Source organism: Streptomyces sp. L2, from assembly GCF_004124325.1.
Taxonomy (GTDB): Bacteria; Actinomycetota; Actinomycetes; order Streptomycetales; family Streptomycetaceae; genus Streptomyces.
In genome coordinates this window covers 2545486-2571245 of record NZ_QBDT01000001.1, presented here as the reverse complement: position 1 = coordinate 2571245, position 25760 = coordinate 2545486, and the positions used below count along the sequence as shown (strand labels likewise).

At 74.3% G+C, this 25760-nt stretch carries 20 protein-coding genes; 5 read left to right on the top strand and 15 right to left on the bottom strand.

The features are described from left to right. Genes DBP14_RS10845 through DBP14_RS10825 form a run of 5 tightly spaced genes read right to left on the bottom strand, consistent with a single transcriptional unit; the run spans position 1 to position 6013 of the window. Positions 1 to 978 (bottom strand): diiron oxygenase, encoded by a 978-nt coding sequence (locus DBP14_RS10845; RefSeq protein WP_241740862.1) that lies wholly within the window; start codon positions 976 to 978, stop codon positions 1 to 3. Beyond that, positions 975 to 2279: a diaminobutyrate--2-oxoglutarate transaminase gene (ectB, locus tag DBP14_RS10840; RefSeq protein WP_129306972.1), complete on the bottom strand. Its 1305-nt coding sequence runs from the start codon at positions 2277 to 2279 to the stop codon at positions 975 to 977. Before ectB ends, DBP14_RS10845 begins: the two co-directional genes overlap by 4 nt. After that, entirely contained in the window at positions 2276 to 3244 is a 969-nt protein-coding gene (locus DBP14_RS10835) for a 3-methyl-2-oxobutanoate hydroxymethyltransferase (protein ID WP_129306970.1), read from the bottom strand. The genes ectB and DBP14_RS10835 overlap by 4 nt, the downstream gene beginning before the upstream one ends. Next, positions 3241 to 4410, bottom strand: a complete 1170-nt coding sequence (locus tag DBP14_RS10830; RefSeq protein WP_129306968.1) for a pyridoxal phosphate-dependent aminotransferase — start codon at positions 4408 to 4410, stop codon at positions 3241 to 3243. The genes DBP14_RS10835 and DBP14_RS10830 overlap by 4 nt, the downstream gene beginning before the upstream one ends. A 10-nt stretch (positions 4411 to 4420) precedes the next feature. Continuing rightward, entirely contained in the window at positions 4421 to 6013 is a 1593-nt protein-coding gene (locus DBP14_RS10825) for an LLM class flavin-dependent oxidoreductase (protein ID WP_129306966.1), read from the bottom strand. A 197-nt stretch (positions 6014 to 6210) separates the two neighbouring features. Here DBP14_RS10825 and DBP14_RS10820 point away from each other — a divergent pair, with 197 nt between their 5' ends. The 4 genes from DBP14_RS10820 (at position 6211) to DBP14_RS10805 (ending at position 10126) form a co-directional block, all read left to right on the top strand. Beyond that, a complete protein-coding gene (locus tag DBP14_RS10820; RefSeq protein ID WP_129306964.1) occupies positions 6211 to 7494 on the top strand; it encodes an ATP-grasp domain-containing protein in 1284 nt (427 codons plus the stop codon). Positions 7495 to 7540: 46 nt separating this feature from the next. Next, on the top strand, positions 7541 to 8545 hold the full coding sequence (locus tag DBP14_RS10815; protein ID WP_129306962.1) for a 2-dehydropantoate 2-reductase N-terminal domain-containing protein: 1005 nt from the start codon (positions 7541 to 7543) through the stop codon (positions 8543 to 8545). Positions 8546 to 8840: 295 nt separating this feature from the next. Next, positions 8841 to 9461 carry an ATP-binding protein gene (locus DBP14_RS10810; RefSeq protein WP_164992300.1) on the top strand — a complete coding sequence of 207 codons (621 nt, stop codon included), beginning with the start codon at positions 8841 to 8843 and terminating at the stop codon, positions 9459 to 9461. Next, positions 9458 to 10126 carry a response regulator gene (locus DBP14_RS10805; protein WP_129306958.1) on the top strand — a complete coding sequence of 223 codons (669 nt, stop codon included), beginning with the start codon at positions 9458 to 9460 and terminating at the stop codon, positions 10124 to 10126. Before DBP14_RS10810 ends, DBP14_RS10805 begins: the two co-directional genes overlap by 4 nt. Positions 10127 to 10184: 58 nt before the next feature. Here DBP14_RS10805 and DBP14_RS10800 read toward each other — a convergent pair whose 3' ends face one another. From DBP14_RS10800 to DBP14_RS10755, 10 genes are all read right to left on the bottom strand, one after another. Then, positions 10185 to 11438 (bottom strand): ATP-grasp domain-containing protein, encoded by a 1254-nt coding sequence (locus tag DBP14_RS10800; protein ID WP_129306956.1) that lies wholly within the window; start codon positions 11436 to 11438, stop codon positions 10185 to 10187. 34 nt (positions 11439 to 11472) lie between these two features. Next, a complete protein-coding gene (locus tag DBP14_RS10795; RefSeq protein ID WP_129306955.1) occupies positions 11473 to 12789 on the bottom strand; it encodes an ATP-grasp domain-containing protein in 1317 nt (438 codons plus the stop codon). A gap of 5 nt (positions 12790 to 12794) precedes the next feature. Further along, entirely contained in the window at positions 12795 to 13292 is a 498-nt protein-coding gene (locus DBP14_RS10790; protein WP_129306953.1) for a flavin reductase family protein, read from the bottom strand. Next, on the bottom strand, positions 13289 to 14641 hold the full coding sequence (locus tag DBP14_RS10785) for an LLM class flavin-dependent oxidoreductase (RefSeq protein ID WP_129306951.1): 1353 nt from the start codon (positions 14639 to 14641) through the stop codon (positions 13289 to 13291). Before DBP14_RS10785 ends, DBP14_RS10790 begins: the two co-directional genes overlap by 4 nt. An 85-nt stretch (positions 14642 to 14726) precedes the next feature. Continuing rightward, positions 14727 to 15686 carry a D-2-hydroxyacid dehydrogenase family protein gene (locus tag DBP14_RS10780; RefSeq protein WP_129306950.1) on the bottom strand — a complete coding sequence of 320 codons (960 nt, stop codon included), beginning with the start codon at positions 15684 to 15686 and terminating at the stop codon, positions 14727 to 14729. Between the two features lies 1 nt (position 15687). After that, positions 15688 to 16695, bottom strand: a complete 1008-nt coding sequence (locus tag DBP14_RS10775) for a dipeptide epimerase (RefSeq protein ID WP_129306948.1) — start codon at positions 16693 to 16695, stop codon at positions 15688 to 15690. After that, positions 16692 to 18176 (bottom strand): DUF6025 family protein, encoded by a 1485-nt coding sequence (locus tag DBP14_RS10770; RefSeq protein ID WP_129306946.1) that lies wholly within the window; start codon positions 18174 to 18176, stop codon positions 16692 to 16694. The genes DBP14_RS10775 and DBP14_RS10770 overlap by 4 nt, the downstream gene beginning before the upstream one ends. Positions 18177 to 18286: 110 nt before the next feature. Beyond that, a complete protein-coding gene (acnA, locus tag DBP14_RS10765; RefSeq protein WP_129306944.1) occupies positions 18287 to 21019 on the bottom strand; it encodes an aconitate hydratase AcnA in 2733 nt (910 codons plus the stop codon). Then, the gene (locus tag DBP14_RS10760; protein ID WP_129306942.1) at positions 21016 to 22428 is read right to left on the bottom strand and encodes a citrate/2-methylcitrate synthase; all 1413 of its coding nucleotides are present in this window, start codon (positions 22426 to 22428) and stop codon (positions 21016 to 21018) included. Before DBP14_RS10760 ends, acnA begins: the two co-directional genes overlap by 4 nt. A 194-nt stretch (positions 22429 to 22622) precedes the next feature. Continuing rightward, positions 22623 to 24230 (bottom strand): amino acid adenylation domain-containing protein, encoded by a 1608-nt coding sequence (locus tag DBP14_RS10755; RefSeq protein ID WP_129306940.1) that lies wholly within the window; start codon positions 24228 to 24230, stop codon positions 22623 to 22625. Between the two features lie 260 nt (positions 24231 to 24490). Here DBP14_RS10755 and DBP14_RS10750 point away from each other — a divergent pair, with 260 nt between their 5' ends. After that, positions 24491 to 25741, top strand: a complete 1251-nt coding sequence (locus DBP14_RS10750) for an MFS transporter (protein ID WP_129306938.1) — start codon at positions 24491 to 24493, stop codon at positions 25739 to 25741. The last annotated feature ends 19 nt before the right edge of the window (positions 25742 to 25760 follow it).

Sequence of the window (25760 nt, the reverse complement as noted above, 5' to 3'; positions counted from 1 at the left end):
TCAGTCCGATCCGAAGTCGAAGTCCACGAGGTCCTCCAGCTCCATCTCGCGGACGATCCGCCGGATGCCGGAGAAGTCGCGGACCAGCAGGCCGTTGCCGCTCCGGGCGCGGCAGTCGGCGACGATCTCGTCCGCCCGCTCGATGCCCGCGTGCCGCAGGACACCGGGCCACACCTCGAAGTCCTGCTCCACGAAGGCGAGCAGCGCCTTCGGCAGGTACGCGGTGAACGCCCGGCGCTGCTCCTCGTTGAGGTGGAGGTACAGCGCCTTGGCGACCTCCACCATGACCGAGGAGTGCGCGGACTCGTCGCGGGCGTGCAGCCGGGGGACGAGGGCGTGCAGCGGCTGGACGGTCTCGTCGCGGGAGAGCAGCTCCAGGTAGGCGTTGACGCTGATCTCGGAGACGGTCGTCCACACGAGTTTGAGCAGGTCGCGCTCCCACCGCTCGGTCGCGCGCGCGTCGGCCTCCAGCAGCCGGCGGTAGGTGACCGTGTGCGGGTACGACGGCTCGGAGGTCACCGCCCGGACCTCGCGGGTGCGCTGCATGGCGACCATGTGCATGTACGTGTGCCAGACCTCGTCGACATGGGTCTGCTGCACGGCCCGTTTCAGGTGGACGCCGTCGGCGCCCGGGAACGTGCCGTGCATGATCATGGCGAAGGTGGGGTTGGCGACGTGCTCCTCGGCGGCGATGACCCGCTCGTTGTAGACGAGCCAGGCCATCGTCAGCACCCGCTGCCGCTGCTCCGGGCCGGCCGCGAGGAACAGCGGGTGCTCGGCGAACGGCAGCAGCCGTACCGGGTAGTCGGGGAGCGCCTCGTCGTACTCCTCGGGCTCGGAGATGCGGTCGAGGTCGGTGCGGATGGTCGCGCGGCGCGGCCAGGAGTCCGCGATCCGGCGCAGCACGGCCTCATCGATGTGGCCGTACTCCTGCCCGGCGTCGACGCGGTCGCCGGTGTGCTCGTGCAGAACGGTCACTGTCGTTCCTCCTGGGGGGACTGTGCCGAGACCGATTCGAGGGCGCCGGCGAGGATGCGGACGCCGTGGCGCAGATCCTCCTCACCGGTGACGAGGGGCGGCATGAGTTTCAGGACCTGGCCGCGGGCGCCGGAGGTCTCCACCAGCAGCCCCCGCTCGAACGCGGCCCGGGACACCCGGTCGGCTGTGGTGTCGTCGGTGAAGGCGAGCCCGCGGATCAGGCCCCGGCCGCGCGGCGCACAGCCCAGTTCCGGGTGCCGGGCGGCCAGTTCGGTGAGGAGGCCGTCCAGGACCGTGGCGTGTGCGCGGAGCCGGGCCGTGAACTCCGGGTCGGCCCAGTGCTCCAGGCAGGCGGCGGCGGTGACGAAGGCCAGGTTGTTGCCGCGGAAGGTGCCGCTGTGCTCGCCGGGGCCGAGCCGGTCCAGGTCGGGGCGGATCAGGGTGAGCGCCATCGGCATCCCGTAGCCGCTGACCGACTTGGACAGGCAGACCAGGTCGGGCACGATGCCGGCGTCCTCGAAGCTGAAGAAGGTGCCGGTACGGCCGCAGCCCGCCTGGATGTCGTCGACGATCAGCAGGATGTCCCGCGCCCGGACGGCCTCGGCGAGCCGGCGCAGCCAGCCGGGGCTCGCCACGGCCAGCCCGCCCTCGCCCTGCACGGTCTCCACGATCACGGCGGCCGGCTTGTCGACGCCGCTGCCCGGGTCGTCCAGGAGCCGGGTGAGGTGGTCCACGGTGTCGGTGTCCGGGCCGAAGTAGCCCTCGTACGGCATGCGCGTGACATGGCCGAGCGGCACGCCGGCCGCGCCGCGCTTGAAGGCGGTCGCGGAGGCGGCGAGCGCGCCGAGGGAGAGCCCGTGGAAGCCGCCGGTGAAGGCGACGATGTCGGTGCGGCCGGTGACCCGGCGGGCCGTCTTGAAGGCGGCCTCGACGGCGTTGGTGCCGGTCGGGCCGGTGAACTGGACGCGGTAGTCGAGCCCGCGGGGGGCGAGGACCACCTCCCGGAACCGCTCCAGGAACCGGGCCTTGGCCGAGGTGTGCAGGTCCAGGCCGTGCGCGGGGCCGTCGGCGAGCAGGTACTCGACGAGGGCGGCCTTCGCCCCGGCCGGGTTGTGGCCGTAGTTCAGGGCGCCGGCGCCGGACAGGAAGTCGACGTATTCGCGGCCCTGTTCGTCCCACATCAGATGGCCCGAGGCGCGGGTGAAGACGGCCGGGAAGCGCCGGCAGTACGTCCGTACGGCGGACTCCAATTCGTCGAAGACAGCCGGGGCGGCGGCGGGCGCCGGATCGGTGACGGTCATGACACGCTCCAGGGATCGGTGTCGGCGATCCGCGCGGCCTGCTGGGCGCCCAGCGCGGTACGCGGGGAGAGCGGGAACCAGCCCGCGAGGGTGAGCCGGACCAGTTCCCGCATCCGGTCGGCGATGAGGCCGGGGGTGTAGGCGGCGGGCACGTCGGCCGCGTCCAGGACGGGCGTCGGCGGGAAGTAGCGGCCGGGCCGGGCGGGGCGCACCACCGCGTCCCACAGGTTGAGGCTCTGCCCGCCCCAGCGGGCCCGGCCGCTGAACACGGAGTACAGCGGCAGCCCGGCCGGGTGCGGGCGGCTGAGCGCCTGGTTGACCGGCTCGCTGACCATCTCCACGACCAGCCCGCAGGCCCCCGCGTCCCGCGCCCGGCGGGCCTCGGCGAACAGGCCGAGGGCGTCGTCGACGGCGTCGCCGTGCCGGGTCAGCGCGGTGAGCTGGGGGGTGTAGCCGAGGTGGGCGAGGACGGGCAGGCCGGTCGCGGCGACGGCCTCGACGCACGCCAGTTCGGAGTCGCCCGCCACCTCGATCTTCACGGCGTCGGCGCCCGCGGCGCGGAACCGGGCCGCGGCCTGCCGGGCGGCGGCCGGGCTCGCGGTGGCGCCGTCGGGCAGGTCGGCGAGCAGGAACGGGACCCGGTCCGGCGTGAAGTGCCGGTCCAGGGCGTCGCGCACCTCGTCGACCAGGCCGGCCATCGTCGTGAGCGCCCAGTCGCGTTCCGCCGCGCCGGACATGACGGTCCCGGGCCGGCCCAGGTGGGTCATGAAGTACGAGTCGCCCACCATCACGCACTCGACGGGGCTGTCGGCCAGGTCGGGGACGGCCAGGGCCTCGGCCAGGCCCTCGATCTCGTAGCCGCGGTAGGCGTTGATCTTCAGGCCGAGCTGGGCCGGTGAGGTGTAGCGCCGCAGGTAGGGCGCGAGCGCGCCGACGACGGGCGGCGCGGTCAGGTCGGCGGTCACGCGGCGCCCTCCTGGTAGACCTTGTGGATGCGGTCGACGGCCTCCCGCACGGCCTGCGGCGGCGCGGCGGTGAAGCAGAGGCGGGCCCAGGCGGCGCAGTGCGCCCCGAAGACCTCGCCGGGCGCCAGCCCCACCCCCTCCTCCGCGCAGCGGCGGACGAACCCGGCTCCGTCGCCGTCGCGGTAGGCCCGCAGGTCCAGGAAGGTGTAGAGGCCCCCGGCGACGCGGGTGTGCGGGATCTCCAGGGCCCCGTCGGCGAGGTCGCGGGCCTGGGCGGCGAGACGGCGGCGGGCGGCCAGCTCCTCCGGCGCGGTGGCCAGCGCCTCGAAGGCGGCGAACTGGGCGGCCGTGGACACCGAGTACAGGGTGTGCAGCGACCACTTCGTCAGGATCTCGGTGCAGCCGGGCGGGGAGATCAGGTATCCGGCGCGGGCGCCGGGCATGGCGTACGTCTTGCTGCACGAGTGCACCGAGAAGGTGCGCGCGTCGGCGGCGCCGACCGTGGCCGGCTCGGTGAAGCCGTCGGGCGAGAAGTCGTAGTTCTCGTAGGCGTTGTCGGCGATCAGCCACAGGTCGTGCCGCTCGGCGAGAGCCGTCAGAGCGGCCAGCTGCGCCTCGTCGAGGCGGTAACCGGTGGGGTTGTTGGGGTTGTTGAAGTAGATCGCGCGGGTGCGGGGGCCGACGGCGGCCTCGACGACGGAGACGAAGTCGAAGCCGGCGTCCTCGGACAGCTCCAGGAACACCGGGACCTCGCGCGGCACACCGCCCGCCGCGTGGACCAGGCCGGTGGCGAACAGCCACTGCGGGGACAGCACGAGGACGTCGTCCCCGGGGCTCAGGATCGCGTGGAGGACGACGGCGATGGCGTGGGTCGCCCCGGCGGTCACGAGAATCCGCTCCGGGTCGACCGGGAGGCCCCGGCGGGCGCTCGCCGTCTGGGCGAGCCGCTCGCGCAGCGCGGGCACGCCGACCGGCGGGGCGTGTTCGTGCGGGGCGATCCCGAACTCGGCGCGGTCCCAGGTGCGCGGCTCGGCACACGGCGGGAAGACGGTCTTCCCCTGGTGCAGGCGGACCGGCACCTCGTGCCCGTGGGCCCGCAGCAGCCGTTCGACCGCGACGAGCGGCGACGGGGGGATTTCGGTCAGCGAACGACCGAAGGAGGGCATGGGGATGCTCCTAGTCGGCGGTGGAGGCGGTGGGTGAGATGGCGGCGCTGGGGGCGGTTCGGCCGGCGGCTGTGCGCACGGACGCGGGGGCGGGGGCGGAGGTGGATGCGCCGACGCGGGCAGGCGGGGCCGCCGGGCTCGACGCGCCGGTGGGGGCGGGCGGGGCCGGGAGGACCCCGGTGGAGGCGGGCGCGGTGGTCGGGCCGGCCGGGGTGGGCGACGGGCCGGGGGTGGCGGCGGGCGCCGGTGACGGGGGCGTGGCTCGGGCCGCGCCCCAGGACGGGCGGGCGAGGCCGAGGTTCTCGCGCAGGGTGGTGCCCTCGTACTCCGTCCGGAACAGGCCCCTGCGCTGCAGCTCCGGCACCACCAGGGCGACGAAGTCGTCGAGGCCGTCGGGCAGGACCGCGGGCATGATGTTGAAGCCGTCGGCCGCGCCGGTCGTGAACCACTCCTCCAGTTCGTCGGCGATGCTCTCAGGGGTGCCGATGACGATACGGTGGCCGCGCCCGCCGGAGATCGACTGGTACAGCTCGCGGATCGTCAGCCCCTCCCGGCGCGCCTTGTCGTAGACGAGCTGCTGGCGGCTGGTGCTGCCCTCGGTGCGCGGCAGCTCGGGCAGCGGGCCGTCCACCGGGTGCCCGGAGATGTCCGTGTCCCCGAGCAGCAGCTTGAGCAGTCCGAGACCGACGACCGGGTCGACCAGCTCCTGCAGCGTGGCGTACTTGTCCTCGGCCTCCGCCCGGGTGCGGCCGACGACCGGGAAGATGCCCGGCAGCACCTTGACCTGCCCGGGGTCGCGGCCGTAGCCGGCGGCCCGCTCCTTGATGCCCCGGTAGAACGCCCGTGCCTGCCCGGCGTCCTGGGCGGCGGTGAAGACGACCTCGGCCCAGCGGGCGGCGAAGTCCTGCCCGTCCGCGGAGGCGCCGGCCTGCACGATCACCGGGTAACCCTGGGGCGGCCGGGCGACGTTGAGGGGGCCGCGGACCGTGAAGTGCTCGCCCTCGTGGCCGAGGATGTGCAGCTTCTCGGGGTCGAAGAAGCGGCCGGACTCCTTGTCGTAGAGGAAGGCGTCATCCTCCCAGCTGTCCCACAGGCCGGTGACGACCTCCATGAACTCGCGCGCGCGGTGGTAGCGGGCGGCGTGTTCGGGCTGCTGGTCCAGGTTGAAGTTGCGGGCCTCGGCGTCGGTGACGGAGGTGACCACGTTCCAGCCGGACCGGCCCGCGCTCAGGTGGTCCAGGGAGGCGAACTTCCGTGCCAGGTTGAAGGGCTCGTTGTAGCTGGTGGAGGCGGTGGCCGCCAGTCCGATGTGCGTGGTGTGCACGGCGAGCGCCGACAGCAGCGAGACCGGCTCGAACTGCACGATCCGGCCCTGCCGGCTCAGTTCGTCGGCGTCCCGGAACGGGATGCGGATGCCGACCCCGTCGGAGAGGAACACCATGTCGAACAGGCCGCGCTCGGCGGTCCGCACGAGATCGCGGTAGTGGCCGAAGTCGAGTCCGCCGTCGGCGTGGGCGTGCGGGTGGCGCCAGGACGCTATGTGATAGCCCGGCGCGACCAGGAAAGCCCCGAGACGGAGCCTGCGGTCCGGTGTCCGCGTCATCTGCGAATCCCCCTTTGCATACGCGACCCGGAAGGGGACGGTAGCCAAGGGTTCCGGCCGGTCCACGGTTGTGGGCACAACGCGTTCTTCCCTTCGAAAATCTCGTTGTGCCCATTGCGCCGGGGTCTTTCCCAAAACCTCTGCGGCCGCCGGCGGTGACCTACGCTGCAGGCGGCCTGCGAAGCGGAGGAAAAGCGATGCCACCCGCAGACGGCATACGACCGGCGAACGGTGTGCGACCGGAAGACGGCATACGACCTACGGACGGCACCCGCCCCGAGGACCGCACCGGCGGACCGGTCGTCGTCCTCGTCGACAGCGACTACGCCGACACCCCCTACGACAAGTGGTCCGCCGAGGCCGGGATCCGGCCCTCGCTGCTGGTCTCGGCGCGCCGGTACCCCCAGTACCGCCACATCCCGGGCGCGCGGTCCTACGGCGCCTACGCCACCGGCGGCGAGGTGGAGCGGGCCGTGCTCGCGCTGCGGCCCCGGACGGTGGTGGCCCGCTCGGAGGCCGACGTGCTGCGCGCGGCCCGGCTGCGCGAGCTGGTCGGCGCGGACGGCCAGGACTTCGCCGGCGCGCTCGCGTTCCGGGACAAGGTGCTGATGAAGTCGCTGCTGCGGGAACAGGGGGTGCGCGTCCCGGAGTTCGCCCCGGTACGGCTGGTCGTCGACCTCCTGGCCTTCCTGCGCGACCACCCGTACCCGGTGGTCGTCAAACCGGCCTTCGGCTCGGGCTCCACGGGCACGCGGGTGCTGCGCGACGACACCGACCTCGCCGAACTGCTCGCCGCCGGGCTGCCCGAGCACGCGCAGGCCGAGGAGTTCGTCGACGGGGACATGTACGTGGTGGACGGCCTCGTCGTGGACGGCCGCCCCCGCGCGGTGTTCGTCTCCCGCTACCTGAACGACTGCCTGTCCTACCGCACCGGCGCCCACCTGGGCTCGGTCCAGCTGACCCGGGACGACCCGCTCGTGGACCGGCTGGCCGGATACGCCCGGCGGGTGCTGGACGCGCTGCCGACACCCGCGTGCACCACCTTCCACCTGGAGGTGTTCCGCACCCCCGGCGACGAGCTGGTGCTGTGCGAGGTGGCCAGCCGTACCGGGGGCGCCCTGACCGGCGCGGCCGTGCGCGCCGCGAGCGGCCTCGACCTGGACGAGGAGTGGTTCCTGGCCCAGGTCGAGGGCTCCGCGCACCGGGTGCGCGAGGTGACCGGGGCGGCGCCGGGCAGCTCGGCCGGCTGGGTCGTCTTCTACCCGGAGGCCGGCACCCTCGCCGCGCTGCCCGCCGACCCGCCGCCGTACGTCGTCGAGCAGCGGCTGCGCGGCCGCGTCGGCACCCGGTACGAGGGCGGCGAGAAGTCCGGTGTGTACCTGGCCGGTTACGTCGTGACGGGCCGGGACGCCGCCGAGGTGGAGCGCCGCGTGGGGGAACTCGCGGCCTGGTACGGCACCTCGGTTGAATGGACCGGGTGACGGCGGGACGTCCGCCGGGCTAGCACGAGGGAAGCGGAGAGCAGTGATGCGGTACATCGTGATCGGGGCCGGTGCCGTCGGGGGTTCCCTGGGCGGGCGGCTGCACGAGAGCGGCCGGGACGTCGTCCTGGTGGCCCGGGGGGAGCACGCGGCGGCCCTGCGCGCCGACGGGCTGCGCTTCACCACCCCCGAGGGCACCCGGTACGTGCGCATCCCGGTGGCCGGTGGCCCCGAGGACGTCGAACTGCGCCCGGACGACGTGCTCGTCCTGGCCGTGAAGACCCAGCACACCGCGGACGCGCTGGCCCGCTGGGCGCGCCGGCCGGTCGCGGGCGGCGGTACGGCGGGGGAGGTGCTGCCGCTGCTGTGCGCGCAGAACGGCGTGGAGAACGAGCGGCTGGCGCTGCGCCTGTTCCGCCGGGTGTACGGGGTGTGCGTGGTCCTGCCGGCCTCGTTCCTGCGCCCCGGCGCGGTCACCGCGGCCTGCGGCCCCCGCACCGGCGTCCTGGTGCTCGGCGGCTATCCCGACGGCGCCGACGACACGGTCCGGGCCGTCGCCGCGGACCTGGAGGACTCGGTGTTCCGCGCCCCGGTCGTACCGGACGTCATGCGGTTCAAGTACACCAAACTGCTGGGCAACCTCGCCCAGACCGTCGAGGCCCTGTGCGGTCCTGTGGTGCCCGGGTCGGCCGCCGCGGAGCTGGCCGCGCGGGCTCGCGCCGAGGGTACGGCGGTGCTGAAGGCCGCCGGGACCGGCTTCGCCGAAGCCGCCGAACTGGCCGCGCTGCGCGAGGGCGCCGTGGAGCCGCGGCCGGTGCCGGAGGGTGAACGCGCGCTGGGCTCCACGTGGCAGAGCCTGGCCCGTGGCGCCGGTTCGGTCGAGGCGGACTACATCAACGGGGAGTTCGTGCTGCTCGGCAGGCTGCACGGGGTGCCGACGCCGGTCAACGAGACGCTGCTCTCGCTGGCGAACGCGGCGGCGGAACAGGGCTTGCCGCCCGGCAGCACCTCGGCGGAGGAGATCCTTTCGCTGCTCTCAGCACCCGAGTGACATGCCCTTTCGCCGATTTCGCGGGGGAGCGCACCGGCCGTACGGGCTGGGACCGGAATTCACCTGTACGTTCCGGAGGTAAGTAGTTGGTAAAATCAATCTCTTTACTCAACAGGACTTGCTGCCGTCACCACCGATCGGAATCAATGAATTCCGGTGGCGGTTGAACCGCCCTCAGTGTGGTTAAGCGGTCAACAACCGCGCTGCGCTGGCCTGATGAGCCGTGCGTGATTCGGCCACGATGTCCGGATCCCGCGCACGGGGGAGACTCGAAAGAGGCTGGGTGACCCATCACATGCCTGCTCTGAATTCACCAGCACGTATACGGGACTACGCGCACAAACACGAACGCCGCAATGCGCTGCACACCCTGGTCGGCCTGCTCGAACTGGCCGCGCACGACTGGGAGGAGATCACCGGACGGGTCCGCGAACCACTCGTCCGCGCGCTCCTCGTCGGCAAGACCGTGACCGCGGCGGCCCACGGCATCGAACTGTCGGTCAGCCGGACCTCGCGGCTCGATCCGCGCCCGGGAACCGCGGACGGCCTGGTGACCGTCCTGGGCAACCTGATCGACAACGCCGTGGACGCCCTCCTCGGACACCGGGCGCCCACCCAGGACGGCCCCCGCATCGAGGTCACCCTGGACGAACAAGGTCCCGTCACCGAACTCCGGGTGACGGACAACGGCCCCGGAGTGCCGCCGGAGCGCCGGCGGTGGATCTTCGTCGAGGGCGCCTCCACCAAACGGCACACCGGAGCGGGCCACCGCGGTCTCGGCCTGGCCCTCGTCTCCGACGTGCTGCGCGAGCGCGGCGGCACGGTCGCCGTGACCGAACGCCCCGGCGGCGGCGCGCGGTTCACCGTACGGCTGCCGAGGACGGCGGGGTGTACCGGCGGGCGGGAGGCCTCGTGATCGGCGTACTCGTCGTCGACGACGACTTCCACGTGGCCGGAATCAACGCCCGGTACGTCTCCCGGGTGCCCGGCTTCCGCGTCGCCGGACGGGCGCACGACGCCGCCGCCGCGTTCGAGGCCGTCCAGTCCGGCGGCATCGACCTGGTCCTCCTCGACCACTACCTGCCGGACGAGAGCGGGCTGTCGCTCACCCGCCGGCTGCGCCGGGAGGGACCGGCCGTTGACGTCATCATGGTGACCGCCGACAACCGGCCCGCCTCCGTGCAGGAGGCGCTCCGGGCCGGCGTGCTCCAGTACATCGTCAAACCGTTCACCTTCGACGGGCTGCGCGGCAAGCTGGAGGCGTACGCGCAGTTGCGCGGCGCCCTCGACGACACAGAGCTGGACCAGGACAAGATCGACCGGGTCCTCGGCACCCTGCGTGCCTCGGCCGCCGTCAGCCCGATGCCCAAGGGGTACACGCAGCGCACCGCCGAGCTGATCCGGCAGATCGTCACCCGGGCCGGCGGCCCCGTGTCCGCCTGCGAGGTGTCGGAACACGCCCGGGTCAGCCGGTCCACCGCCCAGCGGTACCTGAAGTACCTGGAGGAACAGGGCCGGCTGCGGCTGACCCTGAAGTACGGGGACAGCGGCCGCCCCGAGCACCACTACTCGGCCGGCTGATGGTGCCGCCCGCCCGCCGAACTGGCGGGCGGCACCAGGGGCCGGGTGGCCCGGCGGCTCACACCGCCGGGCCACCCGCGTCGCGCACCCGGAGCTGGAACTCCAGGTGGGCGACGGCTCCACGGGCGGCCTCCACCGCCTCCCCGGCACTGCCGCCGAGCGCACGGGCGTACGCCACCCGGGAGTCGGAGGAGGTCAGCCCGCCGACCTCCGCGCCCTCGCGGGCGGTCACCTTGACCGCCGACACACCGGGCACCGCACGCGCCTCGGCCAGGCCGGCCACCTCGCCCAGCACCCCGCGCCCGGCCAGCACCGCGAACCAGATCGCCGAACTGGGCCGGCCGTCCGCCGCGGCCAGCGCGGCCCGCACGTCCGGCAGCACCCGCTCCCCGAGCGTCTGGCGCAGCGCGCACTCGTCGAGGTCGACACCGGTCGAGTCCAGAGTCAGCCCCGGGATGTCGTCGCCGCCCATCCGCACGTGCGTCTCGATCACCCGCGGCCCGGCGCCGCCGAGCACCACCTCCGTGTGCGTCACCCCGAAGGTCACCCCCAGCGCGTCCAGGACACCGGCCACGCACGCCGCGATCTGGGCGCGCCGCTCCTCGGGCAGCACGGCCGGGGAGACGTGGCCCAGCTCCACGAAGGTCTCCGGGTCCGAGTACTTGCGGGTGACGGCGACCACCTGGTGCTCGCCCTCCTCCGAGACCGCCTCCACGCTGTACTGGGTGCCCTCGATGAACTCCTCCACCAGCACACCGGGGTTGGCCAGCCCCAGATAGCTGCCCCCGGCCCGCTCGAAGGCGCCGGCCAGGTCGCTGTCGGCGGTCACCCGGGCCACGCCCGCGCTGCCCGAACCGGAGACCGGCTTGACCACGCAGGTCCCGTGCGCGACCACGAAGGCGCGCAGCGCCTCCACGTCGGCGACCCGGGCGTGCGCCGTGGTGTCGGCGCCCGCCTCGGCCAGCCGGTCCCGCATGGCCTCCTTGTCGTGCACCAGCCCGACCGTCTTCACGCTGTGGCACGCCAGGCCGAGGGCTTCGCCGATCGCCGCGTAACGGTCCTGGTCGCGCTCACCGAAGGTGGCGATCCGGGTGAACGGGCGCAGCGCGTGCGCGGCCCGCGCCAGCGCGATCCACTCCGCGTCCGCGGCGTCCCCGCGCACCCCGATCACCCGGGCGTTGCCGCCCGGTTCGCGCACCTTGCCGATGTAGTCCAGCTGGACCATCACCGTGGTCTCGGTGCCGGGCCGGGCGGCGCGCAGCCGGGCCGGGAAGTCGCGGCCGGTCCCGACGACCAGGACGTGCTCAGACATGACAGTTCCTCTCCACCGATGTCATCTGATGTCATCAGGACGCGTCGGACGCGTCGGACGCGTCGGACGCGTCGGACGCGTCGGACGCGTCGGACGCGTCGGACCCGTCGGACCCGCGGACCCAGTCGGTGGCGTCGTACCACCAGCGCGTCAGTTCCTCCATGTCCTTGCGGACCTCCTCCGCCGACCCGGCCGCCACCAGGGCGGTGGCGGCCGCGTGGGTCAGGTGCTCCACCCCGCGGCCGACCGCGCCCGGCGCCATCGCGTGCGTCAGCTGGGCCGTGGGCACCGGGCAGGGGCCGGCGGGCGGCACGAACGCGCCGTAGCCCGGCGGGAACAGGATCCAGCCGGCCAGCTCCGCCGGTGCGGCTGGCTGCCCGGCCAGGGTGAGCGCGCTGCCGCACTGGGCGCGCAGGCCCTCCTTCGCGAGCTGTACGCCGAAGACCCGCTCGTACGCCTCGGCGATCAGCGCGCCCCCGGCCCGGCTGGCGATCTCGCACAGCACCGGCTCGCCGTCGGCGCCGATCCACGCCTCCAGGTGGAAGGCGAGCGGGTGCGGCGCGGCCGGCAGCGCCGCGATCACGTCCCGGGTCAGGCCGGCCAGCGGCGTGAAGGCGGGGTCGTCCGGGGCGAGCATGACGCTGCTGACGTGCGAGTCGTCCCACACCCGCTGCGCGATCCCGCCGCCGTTGTACCGCGCCGGCCAGGAATGCACCACGCGGCCGTCCCGCATGATGCCGTCCACGTGGAAGAAGTCCCCGTGCACGAAGCTCTCCGCCATCCACTGCCCCGGCAGGTACGGCACGTCGGCCGCGCGCTGCCGGTCCAGGAACGCGGCGACGTCCTCCGGGCCGCGCAGGACGGCGACACCCTCGGAGCCCGCGCCGAAGCGCGGCTTGACGACCGCCGGCCAGCCCGTGCGGTCCAGGAAGTCCAGCAGGTCCGCCACGCTGTCCACCGCCGTGAACGCGGGCACCCGGATGCCGGCCTCGCGGGCGATCCGCTTCATGACGACCTTGTCGCGGTAGGCGGTGGCGGAGTCGGGCAGCTGACCGGGCAGCCCCAGCCGGGCCCGCAGCCGGGCCGCCCGCAGCACGTCGCTCTCACTGGTGCTCGCGACCAGGTCGGCGCCGTACGTGCGTGCGGCCTCCTCGGCGACCCGCTCGGTGGCCCAGGAGTGGTAGTCCGGCACCAGCCGGTGCATCGGGAAGTGCTCGGCGAGGACGTCCTCGGCGCCCTCGACGGCCTTCGGCGTGGTGACCAGGACGACGCTGTCGGCGGTGTCGTCCAGCCACTCGTGCAGCGGCCGGCCGGTGAGCGGCTGGCGGGAGAACAGCAGGACTTTCGGCATGGCTCTCAGATCCTTGACACGGTGGTGGAGGTGACCGGCCGCAGCCGCCCGTGGAGGTGCACGAGGCTGTCCCCGGGGCCGCCTTCGCGTACCTGCTCGACCGCGGCGACCACCAGGTGGTGGTCGCCGACCCTGATCCGTTCGCGCGCGGCGCACACGAGCCAGCCCAGGCAGTCGTCGAGCAGCGGCACCCCGTGCGGGCCGTGGTGCCAGGCGGTGGGCGGGGCGAACCGGTCGGCGCCCCGGGTCGCGAACCGCTCGGCCAGGTCCGCCTGGTGGGCGCCCAGCAGCTGCACCCCGAACCACCGCGCGTCCTGGACCAGTTCCCAGGTGCTGGAGGTCTCGGCCAGCGCGAAGGACACCAGTGCCGGGCTCGCGCTGAGCGAGGTGAACGAGGTGATGGTGACGCCGGCCGGCCCGGCGGGCCCCCGGGCGGTGAGCACGGTGACGCCGGAGGCGTGCGCGCGCAGCACCGACCGCAGGGCCGTGGCCTCGACGGTCACGGAGTGGCCCCCGCCGTCGTGCGGAACGCCGGTCGGGTCAGGCCCAGGTTCTCCCGCAGCGTGGTGCCCTCGTAGGCGGTGCGCATCAGCCCGCGCCGCTGCAGCTCCGGCACCAGCAGCTCGACGATCGCGTCCAGGCCGCCCGGGTGGTAGTCCGGCATGATGTTGAAGCCGTCGGCGGCCTCCGCCGTGAACCACTCCTCCAGCGCGTCCGCGATCGTCTCCGGCGTGCCCAGCAGGAAGCGGTGCCCGCGCCCGGCGGCCACGGACAGGTACAGCTCCCGGATGGTCAGCCCCTCCCGGCGGGCCTTCTCGTACAGCAGCTGCTGCTTGCTGGTCGAGCCCTCGGTGGGCGGCAGTTCGGGCAGCGGCCCGTCGAGGTCGTAGCCGGATATGTCGACCATGCCGAGCTGGTACGAGAGCATGCCGAGCCCGACGACCGGGTCGACCAGCTCCTGCAGCGTGGCGTACTTGTCCTCGGCCTCCGCCTGGGTGCGGCCGACGACGATGAACGCGCCGGGCAGGATCTTCACCTCGTCCGGGTCCCGGCCGTGGTCGGCCACCTGCTTCTTCAGCCCGCGGTAGTAGGTCTGCGCCCCGTCCAGGGTCTGCTGCACCGTGAAGACGACCTCGGCCCAGCGGGCGGCGAAGTCCTGCCCGTCCGGGGACGACCCGGCCTGCACGATCACCGGATGGCCCTGCGGGGGCCGGGCCACGTTGAGGGGGCCGCGGACCTTGAAGTGCTCCCCCTCGTGGCCGAGGATGTGCAGCTTCTCCGGGTCGAAGAAACGCCCCGACTCCTTGTCGTAGAGGAAGGCGTCGTCCTCCCAGCTGTCCCACAGCCCGGTGACGACCTCCATGAACTCGCGGGCCCGGTGGTAGCGGGCGGCGTGCTCGGGCTGCTTGTCCAGGTTGAAGTTGCGGGCCTCGGCGTCGGTCGCCGAGGTGACCACGTTCCAGCCCGAGCGGCCCCCGCTCAGGTGGTCCAGGGACGCGAACGCGCGGGCCACGTTGAAGGGCTCGTTGTAGGTGGTGGAGGCGGTGGCCGTCAGGCCGATGTGCGTGGTGTGCACGGCGAGCGCCGACAGCAGCGTCAGCGGCTCGAAGTGCACCATCCGGCCCTGCCGGCTCAGCTCGTCGGCGTCCCGGTACTTGGTGCGCACGCCCGCCCCGTCGGAGAGGAACACCATGTCGAACAGGCCGCGCTCGGCGGTCCGCACCAGGCCGCGGTAGTAGTCGAAGTCGAGTCCGCCGTCGGGCCGGGCGTCCGGATGGCGCCAGGCGGCGACGTGGTGCCCCGGCGCGGGCAGGAAGGCGCCGAGCTTCATCATGCGGCGTTGCGCGCTCACGTGGATCTCCAAGGTGCAGGGTACGGACTACGAGGGGCCCCCGGGCACGGCCGGCCGGCGGGGGCCGGCCGTGCGCGGCGTCCGGTCAGCCGAGCCGGCGGACCGGCTCGCCCGCGAGGAACGCCTGGATGTCCTCGACGGCGTGGCTGTAGTACGTCGCGTAGTTGCTCTGCGAGACGTAGCCGAGGTGCGGGGTGGCGAGGAGCCGGGGTGCGGTGCGCACGGGGTGGTCCGCCGGCAGCGGCTCGACGTCGAACACGTCGAGGCCCGCGCCCGCGATCCGGCCCCCGTGCAGCGCGGCGAGCAGCGCGTCCTGGTCGACGATGGCCGCGCGCGAGGTGTTGACCAGGTAGGCGGAGGGCTTGAACAGGGCGAGTTCGGCGGCACCGACCAGGCCCCGCGTGCGGTCGCCGAGCTTGAGGTGGATGGAGACGAAGTCGCTGGTCCGCAGCAACTCCTCCTTCGACGCGGCGAGTTCCACCCCCACCTCGTCGGCGCGCTCCTTCGTCAGGTTCTGGCTCCAGGCGCTGACCCGCATGCCGAAGGCCAGGCCGACCTGGGCGACCCGGGCGCCGATCTTGCCCAGGCCCAGCAGGCCCAGCCGGCGGCCGTGCAGATCGGCGCCGACCGAGGACTGCCAGGGGCCGCCGGTGCGCAGCGCGGTGTTCTCGGCGACCAGGTCGCGGGCCAGGCCGAGCAGCAGCGCCCAGGTCAGCTCCACCGGCGGGGTGGAGGAGCTGGCGGTGCCGCACACCGTGACCCCGTTCCGCTCGGCGGCCGCGTAGTCGATCACCGAGTTGCGCATGCCCGAGGCGACGAGCAGCCGGAGCCGGGGCAGCCGGTCCAGCAGCGCGGCCGGGAACCGGACCCGCTCGCGCAGGGTGACGACGATGTCGAAGCCGGCGAGGCGGGCGGCGAGTTCGTCCTCGTCGGTGAGGTGGTCGCGGAAGATGACGACCTCGACCCGGTCCTCGACGGGGCTCCAGTCGGCCGAGCCGAGGGCCGCGTCCTGGAAGTCGTCGAGGACGGCACAGCGCAGTCGCATGTCAGTTGTCTCCGTAGTCGGTGCCGGTAGTGATCGCGCCGAGGCCGGGGGCCGTCGGCAGGCCGATCTCACCACGTTCGACGGCCGGGCCTGCGAACGGGTCGCCGACCAGACCGAGATGGCCGTCCAGGTCCAGTTCGTCGGCGAGCGGCGCCAGCTGGGTCATGGCGCTCACCCCGAGGGCGCTCTCCAGCTTGCAGCCGAGCATCACCCGCAGCCCGGCGCGCCGGGCCAGCGTCACCGTCTCGCGGGCCGCGCGGAGGCCGCCGCACTTGACCAGCTTGACGTTGACCCCGCCCACCCGGCCGCGCAGCCGCCCGATGTCCTCGGGCCCGGCGCAGTCCTCGTCGGCGTACACCGGTATCGGGGACCGCTCGTGCACATAGCGCAGCGCGTCCGGGTCGCCGGGCGGGACCGGCTGCTCCAGGATCTCCACGCCGTGGCGGTGCAGGGTGCGGGCCACCTCCAGTGCCCGGTCCGGGCTCCACGAGCCGTTCCCGTCGACCCGGATACGGCCGCCGTACACCGAGGCGAGCACCCCGGCGCGGCTGCCGTCGTCCTCCGGGGTGAGCTTCAGCTTCAGCACCGGCCAGCCGGCCAGCTCCCGGGCCCGGGAGCGCAGTTCGCCGTCCGGGCAGGCGCCGATCGACAGGGCCGTCGGCGGCACCGGCAGCCCGGCCAGGCCCCACAGCCGGTGCAGGGGCTGCCCGCACGCCTTGCCGAGCAGGTCGTGCAGCGCCAGATCCACCGCGCACCGGGCGGCCGGCCCGATCCCGGCCCCGGCCAGTCGGTCCATGACCCGCCGCAGCTCGTACGGCGAGGAGACGTCCGCGAGCAGCGGGGCGCACGCGCCGACCTCTGCCGGATCGGCGCCGCGCGCGGTGCCGTACCCGCGCAGCCCCTCCCAGTCCAGCTCGACGACGGACTGCCGTACCTCCGTGGTCACACCCGTGTTGCTGGCGAACGGCTCCTTGAGCGCGATGGTCACCGCGCGGTGCGCGAATCTCATCCCAGCACCTCCTCGAAGGCCCCGACCAGGGCGCTGGCCTGCCGGAACGTCAGCTCCCGGAAGCCCTCCGGCTCCACCGGCACGGCCGGCTCGCGCGGCACCCCGTCCGAGGGGACACCGGTGCCCGGCCTGAACCGGCCGCGCAGGTACGGCGAGAGCCGCTCCCCGTGCTCACCGAGCCAGCCGAGCGCGGTCGCGTGGGCGGCGTCGGGCCGGGCCGCGCGCACCGTGCGGAACAGGTCCGCGAGCAGGTCGGCGTCGGCCGGGGAGGTGCTGGGCGGGCAGAGCATGAAGACCTGCGCGGGCAGCAGCACGAACGCCACCGGAGCGGCCTGCTCGAAACGGCGCACCAGCGGGGTGGTGATCGCCCGCAGCGAGCGGACCGTGGACCGGCGCGTCAGATAGCCGCCGCGCCGGGGCGGACAGCCGGCCATGGCCCGCGCCCCCCAGTGCACATGCGTGATGAAGGACGACTCCGGGGCGCCGGCCGGGCGGTCCGGGTGGTGGGTGTCCAGCAGGCCGAACAGCACGTTGGTCAGCTGCAGCGACATCACCGGCAGCACCGGCGGCAGGCCGGGCAGCTGCTCGAAGAAGGCCGCCGGGTCGGTCAGGGCCCGCACCAGCACCATCGCGGCCTCGGCGAGCGCGCGGGCGGACGGGTAGCGGTACCCGTCCAGCACGTATCCCGGGCCGTCCGCCGCCAGGTCGCAGCGGGCCACGTCGCCGTCCAGCCGGACCGCCTGGCTGATCAGCTCCGCCAGGCGGGTGCCCTGCTTCGCCGTGGCGTCGGCCTGCTCGATGAGCAGCGTGAGCATGTCCGTGACCAGCGGGCCGTGTTCGACCAGGACGGTGGCCCACTGCCGGAAGCGGTAGCCGGGGATGGTGCCCATCCGGCGCCAGTGCAGGTCGACGAGCGGCACCAGGCCGCCGTCGACCCCGGCCTGGGTCAGCGGGCAGAACAGCGGGCGGTCGCGGTCGCGCCGTACGAAGGCCCGCCCGTCCCAGGTGTACAGGTCGAGGGTGTCCCGCTTGCCCTGCTCGATCAGCGAGCCGGGCCGGTACCCCTCGTCGCCGCCCTCCGTGGCGGCCTCGGTGCGGGTGAAGCCGTAGATCAGCGGATAGCCGTGACCGCCGCCGCAGATCGCGGTGTTGAAGTCCATCGGGCCCGACCGGCCGAGCGCGATGTCCTCCCAGTTGCCGAGGTGCCCGGTGCGCGGCGGCAGCAGGTCGGGATCGCGGTGCAGCGCGTCCAGCAGCGCGCCGACCGGCACGTCCTGGGTGCCGAGGTGGACCGGGCTGAACGTCTTCTCGCCGGCCGCGAGCGCGTCCGCCCCGACGGCGGAGCGCAGCCCCAGCTCGTCCAGCAGCCGCCCGGCCGCCCGGCCCGGTCCGCCGCGGCCGACCGGCAGCCCCGCGCCGCTCACCGCGCCTCCTCGGTCCGCGGCCGGTGGGGCGGGTGGGTGCATGTCCGTGCGGCTCACCGCGCCTCCTCGGTCCGCAGCCGGTGGGGCGGGTGGGCGCATGTCCGTGTGGTTCACCGCGCCTCCTCGGTCCGCGGCCGGTGGGGCGGGTGGGTGCATGTCCGTGTGGTTCACCGCGCCTCCTCGGTCCGCAGCCGGTGCAGCAGGTGGGGCAGGGTGCCGCCCGCGCGTAGCACGTCCCACTCTCCGGCGTGCACGTCGACGCGCGCGGTGAAGGAGGCGGTGCCCGCGGTGACCTCCGCCGTGCCGGTCTCCCGGACGTCTTCCAGCGCCAGCCGGAACTCCTCGTGCCCGGTCAGCCCCAGATCCGCCCAGCCGCGGCCCTCGGGCAGCAGCAGCGGCAGAATGCCCATGGCGCACAGGTTGGCGCGGTGGATGCGCTCGAAGCTCTCGGCGAGGACCGCCCGCACCCCCAGCAGCCAGGGGCCCTTGGCCGCCCAGTCCCGGGAGGAGCCCATGCCGTAGGAGCGGCCCGCCAGCACGATCAGCGGGGTGTCCTCGGCGGCGTACCGGCAGGCCGCCTCGTACACCGGCAGCCGATCGCCGCTCGGCAGGTGCAGCGTCGTGCCGCCGCTGTCGCCCGTGCCCACCAGCCGGTTGCGCAGCCGGGGGTTGCCGAAGGCGCCGCGGGCCATCACCTCGTGGTTGCCGCGCCGCGAGCCGTAGGAGTTGAAGTCCCGCCGCCGCACACCGCGTTCGGCCAGGTAGCGCCCGGCCGGGGAGTCCGGGGCGATCGCGCCGACGGGGGAGATGTGGTCGGTGCTGACGTCGTCGCCGAGCGCGAGCAGCGCCCGCGCGCCGGTCAGCGAACCGGTGCGGGGGGCGGCGTCGGTGTACGCCGGGGGCCGGATGTAGGTGGAGTCCGGGTCCCAGGCGAACACCTCCGCGCGCGACGCCGGTACGGCGTCCCATGCGGCCCGGGCCGCCGGGTCCTCGGCGAAGACGCCGGGGGTGACGAACTCCGCCTCCAGCCGCCGCAGTTCCCCGTCGTCCGGCCACAGGTCGCGCAGCATCACCGGCTCGCCGCCCGGGTCAGTGCCCAGCGGTTCGCGGTCCAGGTCGGCGCGGACGTGCCCGACGAGGGCCAGCGCGACGACCAGGGCCGGCGAGGCCAGGTAACCGGCGCGGACCTGGGCGTGCACCCGGCCCTCGAAGTTGCGGTTGCCGCTGAGCACCGCCGCCACCGTCAGGCCGCCCTCGTCCACGGCCTCCCCGACGCCCTCGTTCAGCTGGCCGCTGCCGCCGTTGCAGGTCATGCAGCCGTACCCGGTGACATGGAAGCCCAGCTTCTCCAGGTCCGCGAGCAGCCCCGCCTCGCGCAGATACCGGGTGACGGCCCGGGACCCGGGCGCCAGACTCGTCTTCACATGCCCGGGAACGGTCAGACCCCGCTCGACGGCCCGCCGCGCCAGCACCCCGGCCGCCAGCATCGCCCTCGGGTTGGAGGTGCTGGTGCAGGAGGTGATGGACGCGATGACGAGATCCCCGTCCCGAACGCGGCCCGGGACCCCGGCCCGGGCGGCGGGCCCGGCCGGCCGGGGGGCGGCTGGAGCCTCGCCGGCCGCGGCACCGGGTTCGGCCTTGTCGCCGGTGCTGGTTCGAGCCGGGGCACCGGCGTCGGCCTCGGCCGTGGTCCCGGCCCCGGACGCGTCGTCGGCTCCGGAACTCGCCTCGCCCTGGTCCCGGGCCCCGGCCGGGCGCAGCGCCGCGAAGGACGCGGGGAGGTCGGTGAGTGAAATGCGCTGGTCGGGGCGGCTGGGGCCGGCCAGGTTGGGGCCCACCTCGGTCAGGTCGAACTCGATGACGCGGCCGAACCGGGGTTCCGGGGCACCGTCCTCGCGGAGCAGGCGCTGCCGGTGGCAGTACGCGGCCACGCGGGCCGCCTGCGCCTCCGTACGGCCGGTGCGCCGCAGGTAGTCGAGGGTCTCGGCGTCCACCGGGAAGAAGGCGGTCATGGCACCGTACTCGGGCGCCATGTTGGCGATCGTGCAGCGGTCCGGGGCCGACAGGGCGCCCGTCGCCGGGCCGGTGAACTCCAGCATCAGCCCGCGTACGCCCTCCCGGCGCAGCCGCTCGGTCAGCGCGAGGACGATGTCGGACGGCGAGGTGCCCGGACGCGGGGCGCCGGTCAGGCGCACACCCACCACGGCCGGCACGCGGACCGGCCGGGCCAGCCCCAGCAGCAGGGCCTCCGCCTCCAGCCCGCCGACCCCCCAGCCGAGGACCCCGAGCCCGTTGACCATGGTGGTGTGGCTGTCGGTGCCGATCACGGTGTCCGGGAAGAGCACACCGTCCGGGCCCTGCGCGACCACGGTCGCCAGCTGCTCCAGGTTGACCTGGTGGACGATGCCGCTGCCCGGCGGAACCACCCGCAGCCCGTCGAACGCCCCCTCGGCCCACTTCAGGAACGCGTACCGCTCGCGGTTGCGCTCCAGTTCCAGCGCCTCGTTGCGGGCCAGCGCGTCCGCCCGCCCCGCGAAGTCGGTCTGCACGGAGTGGTCGACGACCACGTCGACGGGCAGCGCCGGATGCACGAGGCCGGGCCGGTCCACCCGGTCGCGCAGCGCGGCGAGGTCCACCAGCAGCGGGATGCCGGTGTAGTCCTGGACCAGGATCCGCGCGGGCACGAACGGCATCTCCAGGCCCGGTTCCTCGCCCGCCGCGAGCCGCTTGCCGAGCCCGGCCGCCGCGGCGGGGTCACCCGCACGCAGCAGCGACTCCAGCAGCACCCGCCCGGTGTACGGGACGGCGTCCAGGTCGAAGCCCGCCCCCGCGGCGAACTCGGGCAGCCCGTACGGCTCCGCGTCCCGCCCGGCGAGCGGCGTCCCGGCCGGCGCCGTCATCGGCCCGCCGCCGTCCGGTCGGCGGGGTAGCGCAGGCCGCGCGGGCCGACGTACTCCAGCAGCGGCCGGATGAGCACGTTGTTGGACTGCTGCTCCAGGGCCTGCGCCACCCAGCCCGCGGTGCGGCCGACCACGAACAGCGGTACGGCGAGGTCGTCGGGCAGACCGAGCAGGCGGTAGGCGAGACCGGCGTACAGGTCCACGTTGGGCGCGAGACCGTAGCGGCCGTAGGGGCGCATCGCCTCGGCCACGGCGTCGAGGATGTCGAGCCCGCCGCTGTCGCCCCGCTCCCGGCTCAACTCCACGACCGTGTCGCGCAGATGACGTACCCGCGGGTCCTCGGTGCGGTACACGCGGTGGCCGAAACCCATCACCGGCTCGCCCCGGCCGCGCAGTTCGGCCACGTACTCGGCGGCCCGCTCGGGCGAGCCGACCTGGTCCACCAGCCGGACCACCCGCTCGGCGGCCCCGCCGTGCACCGAGCCGGCGAAGGTGGCTACGGCCGCGGTGAGGGCGGCCGTCATCCCCGCGCGCGAGCCGACGGCCACGCGGGCGGCGAACGCCGACGCGTTGGAGCTGTGGTCGGCGTGGACGATGAACCCCTTGTTGATGAACCGCACGGCCGCCGCCGTGGGCCGCTCCCCGAGCAGCGCGGTGAGGAAGGCGTCCGCGTACGAGGTCTCCTCCGCCGGGATCGACGGCTCCCGCCCGCTGCGGTAGGCGTGGTGGGCGGCGACGATCATCGGGATCCGGGCGATCAGCGCGATGCCGGTCTCCCGCGCCTCCTCCAGCGACTCGTCGGTGTCCGCCGGGCGCCGCGGGCCGAACGCGCCGAGCGCCGAGACACACGTGCGCAGCGCGTCCATGGGGTGGGCGCCGGCCAGCGAACGGGCCAGGTCGAGCACCGGCCGGGGCAGTTCCCGGGCGGCGCGCAGCTCCTTCTCGAACGCCGTCAGGGCGTCGGCGTCGGGCAGCCGGCCGTACACCAGGAGGTACGCCACCTCCTCGAAGGAGGCACGCCCGGCGAGGTCGTGGATGCTGTAGCCGCGGTACTCCAGGACGCCCTCGGCACCGTCGATGCGGGTGATGGTCGTCCGGTCGAAGCGGACGCCGTCCAGGCCCCGGTGCACGGTGTGCGCCTGCGGGGCTTCGGACGCGGACGCGGACAGCGGTGCCGGCGCCGTGCCGAGGGTGCTGCCCTCGGCGAACGCGCGGATCGCCGGCACCGAGCGCAGCGCGAGGGTGAGTTCGTCGTCGATCGTCACCCCGTACGCCGCTTCGAGCGCCGCCATCAGCGAGACGTGGCCGAGCGAGTCCCACTCCCGGATCGACTGGTATTCGAGGGCGCTGGTGACGCGGTCCTCGCCGATGCCCAGGGTGTGGGCGATGAGGGCGTCGACGCTGCTCATGGTTCCCCTCCTGTGTGGGGTCGTGTGCGGGGGTCGTGCGCGGGTGTCGTGGGCGGTGCCCGGCAGGCCGGCGGCGGTCGGCCGCGTGCGCTGACGGGACCGCGCCGGGACCGGAGCGTGCGGGACCGTGATGGGGCGGGGGTGCCGGGGCGGGGCTCAGCGGTGATCGGCCGTCTCCTCCGGCGGGGCGGGGCTCAGCGGTGGCCGGCCGTCTCCTCCGGCGGGGCGGGGCGGTCATCGGCCGAGTGCTCCCCGAGCCGGTCGCGGAGCGCGGCGCGGTCCACCTTGCCGTTGGCGTTGACCGGCATCTCCGCGACGACCCGCAGGGACTTCGGCACCATGTACGACGGCAGACCGGCGGCGCAGGCCGCGGCCAGCGCCTCGGTGTCCCCGGTGCCGGAGACCACCGCCGTGATCGCCTGGTCGCCCGGCGACAGCAGGCAGACCGCCTCCGTGGCCCCGGCCCGGCGCAGCACGGCCTCGATCTCGCCCAGCTCGACCCGGTGCCCGCCGACCTTGACCTGCTGGTCGTTGCGGCCGAGGCAGACGTACTGCCCGTCCAGGTGCCGTACCAGGTCGCCGGTGCGGTAGTAGGTACGGCCGTCGCGCTCGAAGTACCGCTCGGCCGTCAGCCCCGGCGCCCGCCAGTAGCCCGGCGTGGTCTGCGGGCCGGCCACGCACAGCTCGCCCGCCTCACCGTCCCCGACCACGGCCAGCCGCTCGTCCACCACCAGGGCGTGCAGCCCCGGGTACGCGCGCCCGATGGGCACGTTGTCGTGGACGCACGCGTCCGGCGACATCACCGGGTCCCAGCGGTGCACGGTGCAGGCGATGGTCAGCTCGGTCGGCCCGTACAGGTTCTCCACCGTGGAGTACGGCGCCGCCGCCTGCCACGCCTCGGCGGTGGCCCGGGGCAGCGCCTCCCCACAGAACAGGCTCCAGCGCAGGGTCGGCATGGTGCCCGGCCCCAGCACCCCGCGCCGGCGCAGCACGGCCGCCACCGACGGCACGGAGAACCAGACGGTGACGCCGTTGCGCTCCAGGTAGCGGAAGGGGGCGAGCAGCTCGATGGGGTCCATCGCGCAGACCGCCGCCCCGTTCTCCCAGGCCATGAAGAGGTCGAACACCGACAGGTCGAAGGTCTGGTCGAAGGTCTGGGTGAGCCGGTCGTCCGGGGTGAGCCGGTAGCGGTCCTGGTTGACGTCGAGGAACGCCCGGGCGTTGGCGTGGGTGACCGGCACCCCCTTCGGCACCCCGGTGCTGCCCGAGGTGAACAGCAGGTAGGCGGGGTCGTCCGGACCGGGCGCGGGCAGCTCGTCGAGCGGGGAGAACGCGGCCAGGTCCGCCGCGTCCAGCACCCGGTACCCGGCGAGGCCGGGCACGTCGGCCCGGCGGGCGTCCGGCAGCAGCACCACCGGCGGCTTCGGCAGCCGCGGCAGCAGCTCGGCGAGCTGGGGCGCGGAGGCGGCGTCCACCAGGACGGCGTCGACGTCCGCGCGTTCCAGCATGGTCCGGGTCCGCTCCTGCGGGAACTTCCGGTTGAGCGGGACGAACGCGGCGCCCGCGAACAGCGCCGCGGCCACGCCCAGGTAGGAGACCTCGCTGCGGTGGGCGAACACCCCGACCCGCTCGGGCCGGCGCCCGGCCGCGTCGACGAGGGCGGCGGCCCAGCGGCGCGCGGTGAGCGCGGTCTCCTCGTAGGTGTAGGCGCGGCGCCCGAGGGTCAGGGCGACGCGGCCCGGCTGGATGCTCGCGTGGTGGAGCAGGCCGGCGCCGAGACGCCGGTCGAGTGCTGTGGTCATGTCGGTCCGAACTGACGGTGACGGGAAGCCGGACAGACGCTAGCCGCGCCCCGGGCCGTCCGCGCCCTTGCGAGCGCACTGCTCCTTAAGCCAGCAAATCCCCTTCTGCGCACGGGCTTTGTGCTTCCGCCACGCAATCAACGCGCACAGTGAGCAGAATCGGCTTTTCGCGGTCAATTCCGTTTGTGCGCGCAAGCCCGCCCCGCCGGGACCGGGTGACCTAGCCTCGCCGGGACGAACCAGCGAGGAGTGCCCCCACCATGAGATCCCTCCTGCCGCCGCCCGGCCCCGCGCGACTCCTCGCGGTCATCACGATGGTGATGACACTGGGTCAGGGGCTGTGGATGGCGCTCAGCGCGATCTACGCCGTCACCGTGCTGCACCTGACGACGGGGCAGCTCGGCATCAGTGTGAGCGTCGCCGCCGCGATCGTCCTGCTGTGCAGCATCCCGCTCGGGCACCTGGCCGACCGGGCCGGACCGCGCACGGTCCAGATGTGGTCGTTCCTGGTGCTGACGGTACTGACCTGCGCGCTGCTGTTCGCCACCGACTTCTGGCCATATCTGGTCGTCGTCTCCCTGCAGGGCATCGCCTACCGGTCCGGCCGCAGCGCCCGCAAGGCCATGCTGGCCGGCCTCATCCCGTCGGCGAACCGGGTCACCGTGCTCGCCCAGATCCGGGCCGCCTCCAACGCGAGCGTGTCGGTCGGCGCGTGCCTGGCCGGCCTCGTCCTCGCCGTGGGCTCCCGCGCCGCCTACCAGGGGGCGGTGGGCTTCATCGCGCTCACCTTCCTGATCACCGGCCTGCTCACCATGAAGGAGCCGGCCGTGCCGCCGGTCCCGGCCTCGGCGGGTCCCGCCCTCGGGGTCCTGCGGGACGTGCCGTTCCTCAGCTTCGCCGCGCTGGACGGGCTGCTGACCACGCACGCCATCCTGCTCGACGTGGTGCTGCCGCTGTGGGTGCTGCGGCACACGGGCGCGCCGCGCTGGATGAGCGCGGTGATCCTGCTGGTCAACACCATCCTGGTGGTGACCGTGCAGACGTGGGCGGCGCGGGGCGCGGACGATCCGCGGTCGGCCGCCCGGGTGAGCCTCCAGGGCGCCGGCTGCGTGGCCGGCGCCTGCCTGGTGTTCGCGCTGAGCGACGGGGCGGCCCTGCTGCCGGCCTGCCTGCTGCTGGTGGTGGGCGCCGTCGGGCACGCGCTGGGCGAGGTGCGGCAGGCGGCGGGCAGCTGGGGCATCGCGTTCGAACTGGCCCCGGACCACGCCCAGGGCCAGTACCAGGCCACCCACGCCATGGGCGCCGACATCGGCAAGATGATCGCGCCGGCCGTCTTCACCTGGCTGGTCCTCGACCACGGGGCGCTCGGCTGGGTCGTGCTGGCCGGGGCGTTCGCCCTGCTGGGCGCGGCCATGCCGGCCGTCGTCGGCCGCGGCCTGCGCACCCGCGCCGCCGCGGGCGAGGGCGAGGGTGCCGGGAGCACGGCCGGCGAGGTGACCCCGGCTGGCTGAACGGCCCGCGCCGGCGCCG

What these genes read in the sequence shown, in the direction of transcription:
- ectB (WP_129306972.1), bottom strand. Translation starts at nt 2,279, where the DNA reads ATGACCGTCACCGATCCGGCGCCCGCCGCCGCCCCGGCTGTCTTCGAC.
- DBP14_RS10830 (WP_129306968.1), bottom strand. Translation starts at nt 4,410, where the DNA reads ATGCCCTCCTTCGGTCGTTCGCTGACCGAAATCCCCCCGTCGCCGCTC.
- DBP14_RS10825 (WP_129306966.1), bottom strand. Translation starts at nt 6,013, where the DNA reads ATGACGCGGACACCGGACCGCAGGCTCCGTCTCGGGGCTTTCCTGGTC.
- DBP14_RS10820 (WP_129306964.1), top strand. Translation starts at nt 6,211, where the DNA reads ATGCCACCCGCAGACGGCATACGACCGGCGAACGGTGTGCGACCGGAA.
- DBP14_RS10815 (WP_129306962.1), top strand. Translation starts at nt 7,541, where the DNA reads ATGCGGTACATCGTGATCGGGGCCGGTGCCGTCGGGGGTTCCCTGGGC.
- DBP14_RS10810 (WP_164992300.1), top strand. Translation starts at nt 8,841, where the DNA reads ATGCCTGCTCTGAATTCACCAGCACGTATACGGGACTACGCGCACAAA.
- DBP14_RS10800 (WP_129306956.1), bottom strand. Translation starts at nt 11,438, where the DNA reads ATGTCTGAGCACGTCCTGGTCGTCGGGACCGGCCGCGACTTCCCGGCC.
- DBP14_RS10795 (WP_129306955.1), bottom strand. Translation starts at nt 12,789, where the DNA reads ATGCCGAAAGTCCTGCTGTTCTCCCGCCAGCCGCTCACCGGCCGGCCG.
- DBP14_RS10780 (WP_129306950.1), bottom strand. Translation starts at nt 15,686, where the DNA reads ATGCGACTGCGCTGTGCCGTCCTCGACGACTTCCAGGACGCGGCCCTC.
- DBP14_RS10775 (WP_129306948.1), bottom strand. Translation starts at nt 16,695, where the DNA reads ATGAGATTCGCGCACCGCGCGGTGACCATCGCGCTCAAGGAGCCGTTC.
- acnA (WP_129306944.1), bottom strand. Translation starts at nt 21,019, where the DNA reads ATGACGGCGCCGGCCGGGACGCCGCTCGCCGGGCGGGACGCGGAGCCG.
- DBP14_RS10760 (WP_129306942.1), bottom strand. Translation starts at nt 22,428, where the DNA reads ATGAGCAGCGTCGACGCCCTCATCGCCCACACCCTGGGCATCGGCGAG.
- DBP14_RS10755 (WP_129306940.1), bottom strand. Translation starts at nt 24,230, where the DNA reads ATGACCACAGCACTCGACCGGCGTCTCGGCGCCGGCCTGCTCCACCAC.
- DBP14_RS10750 (WP_129306938.1), top strand. Translation starts at nt 24,491, where the DNA reads ATGAGATCCCTCCTGCCGCCGCCCGGCCCCGCGCGACTCCTCGCGGTC.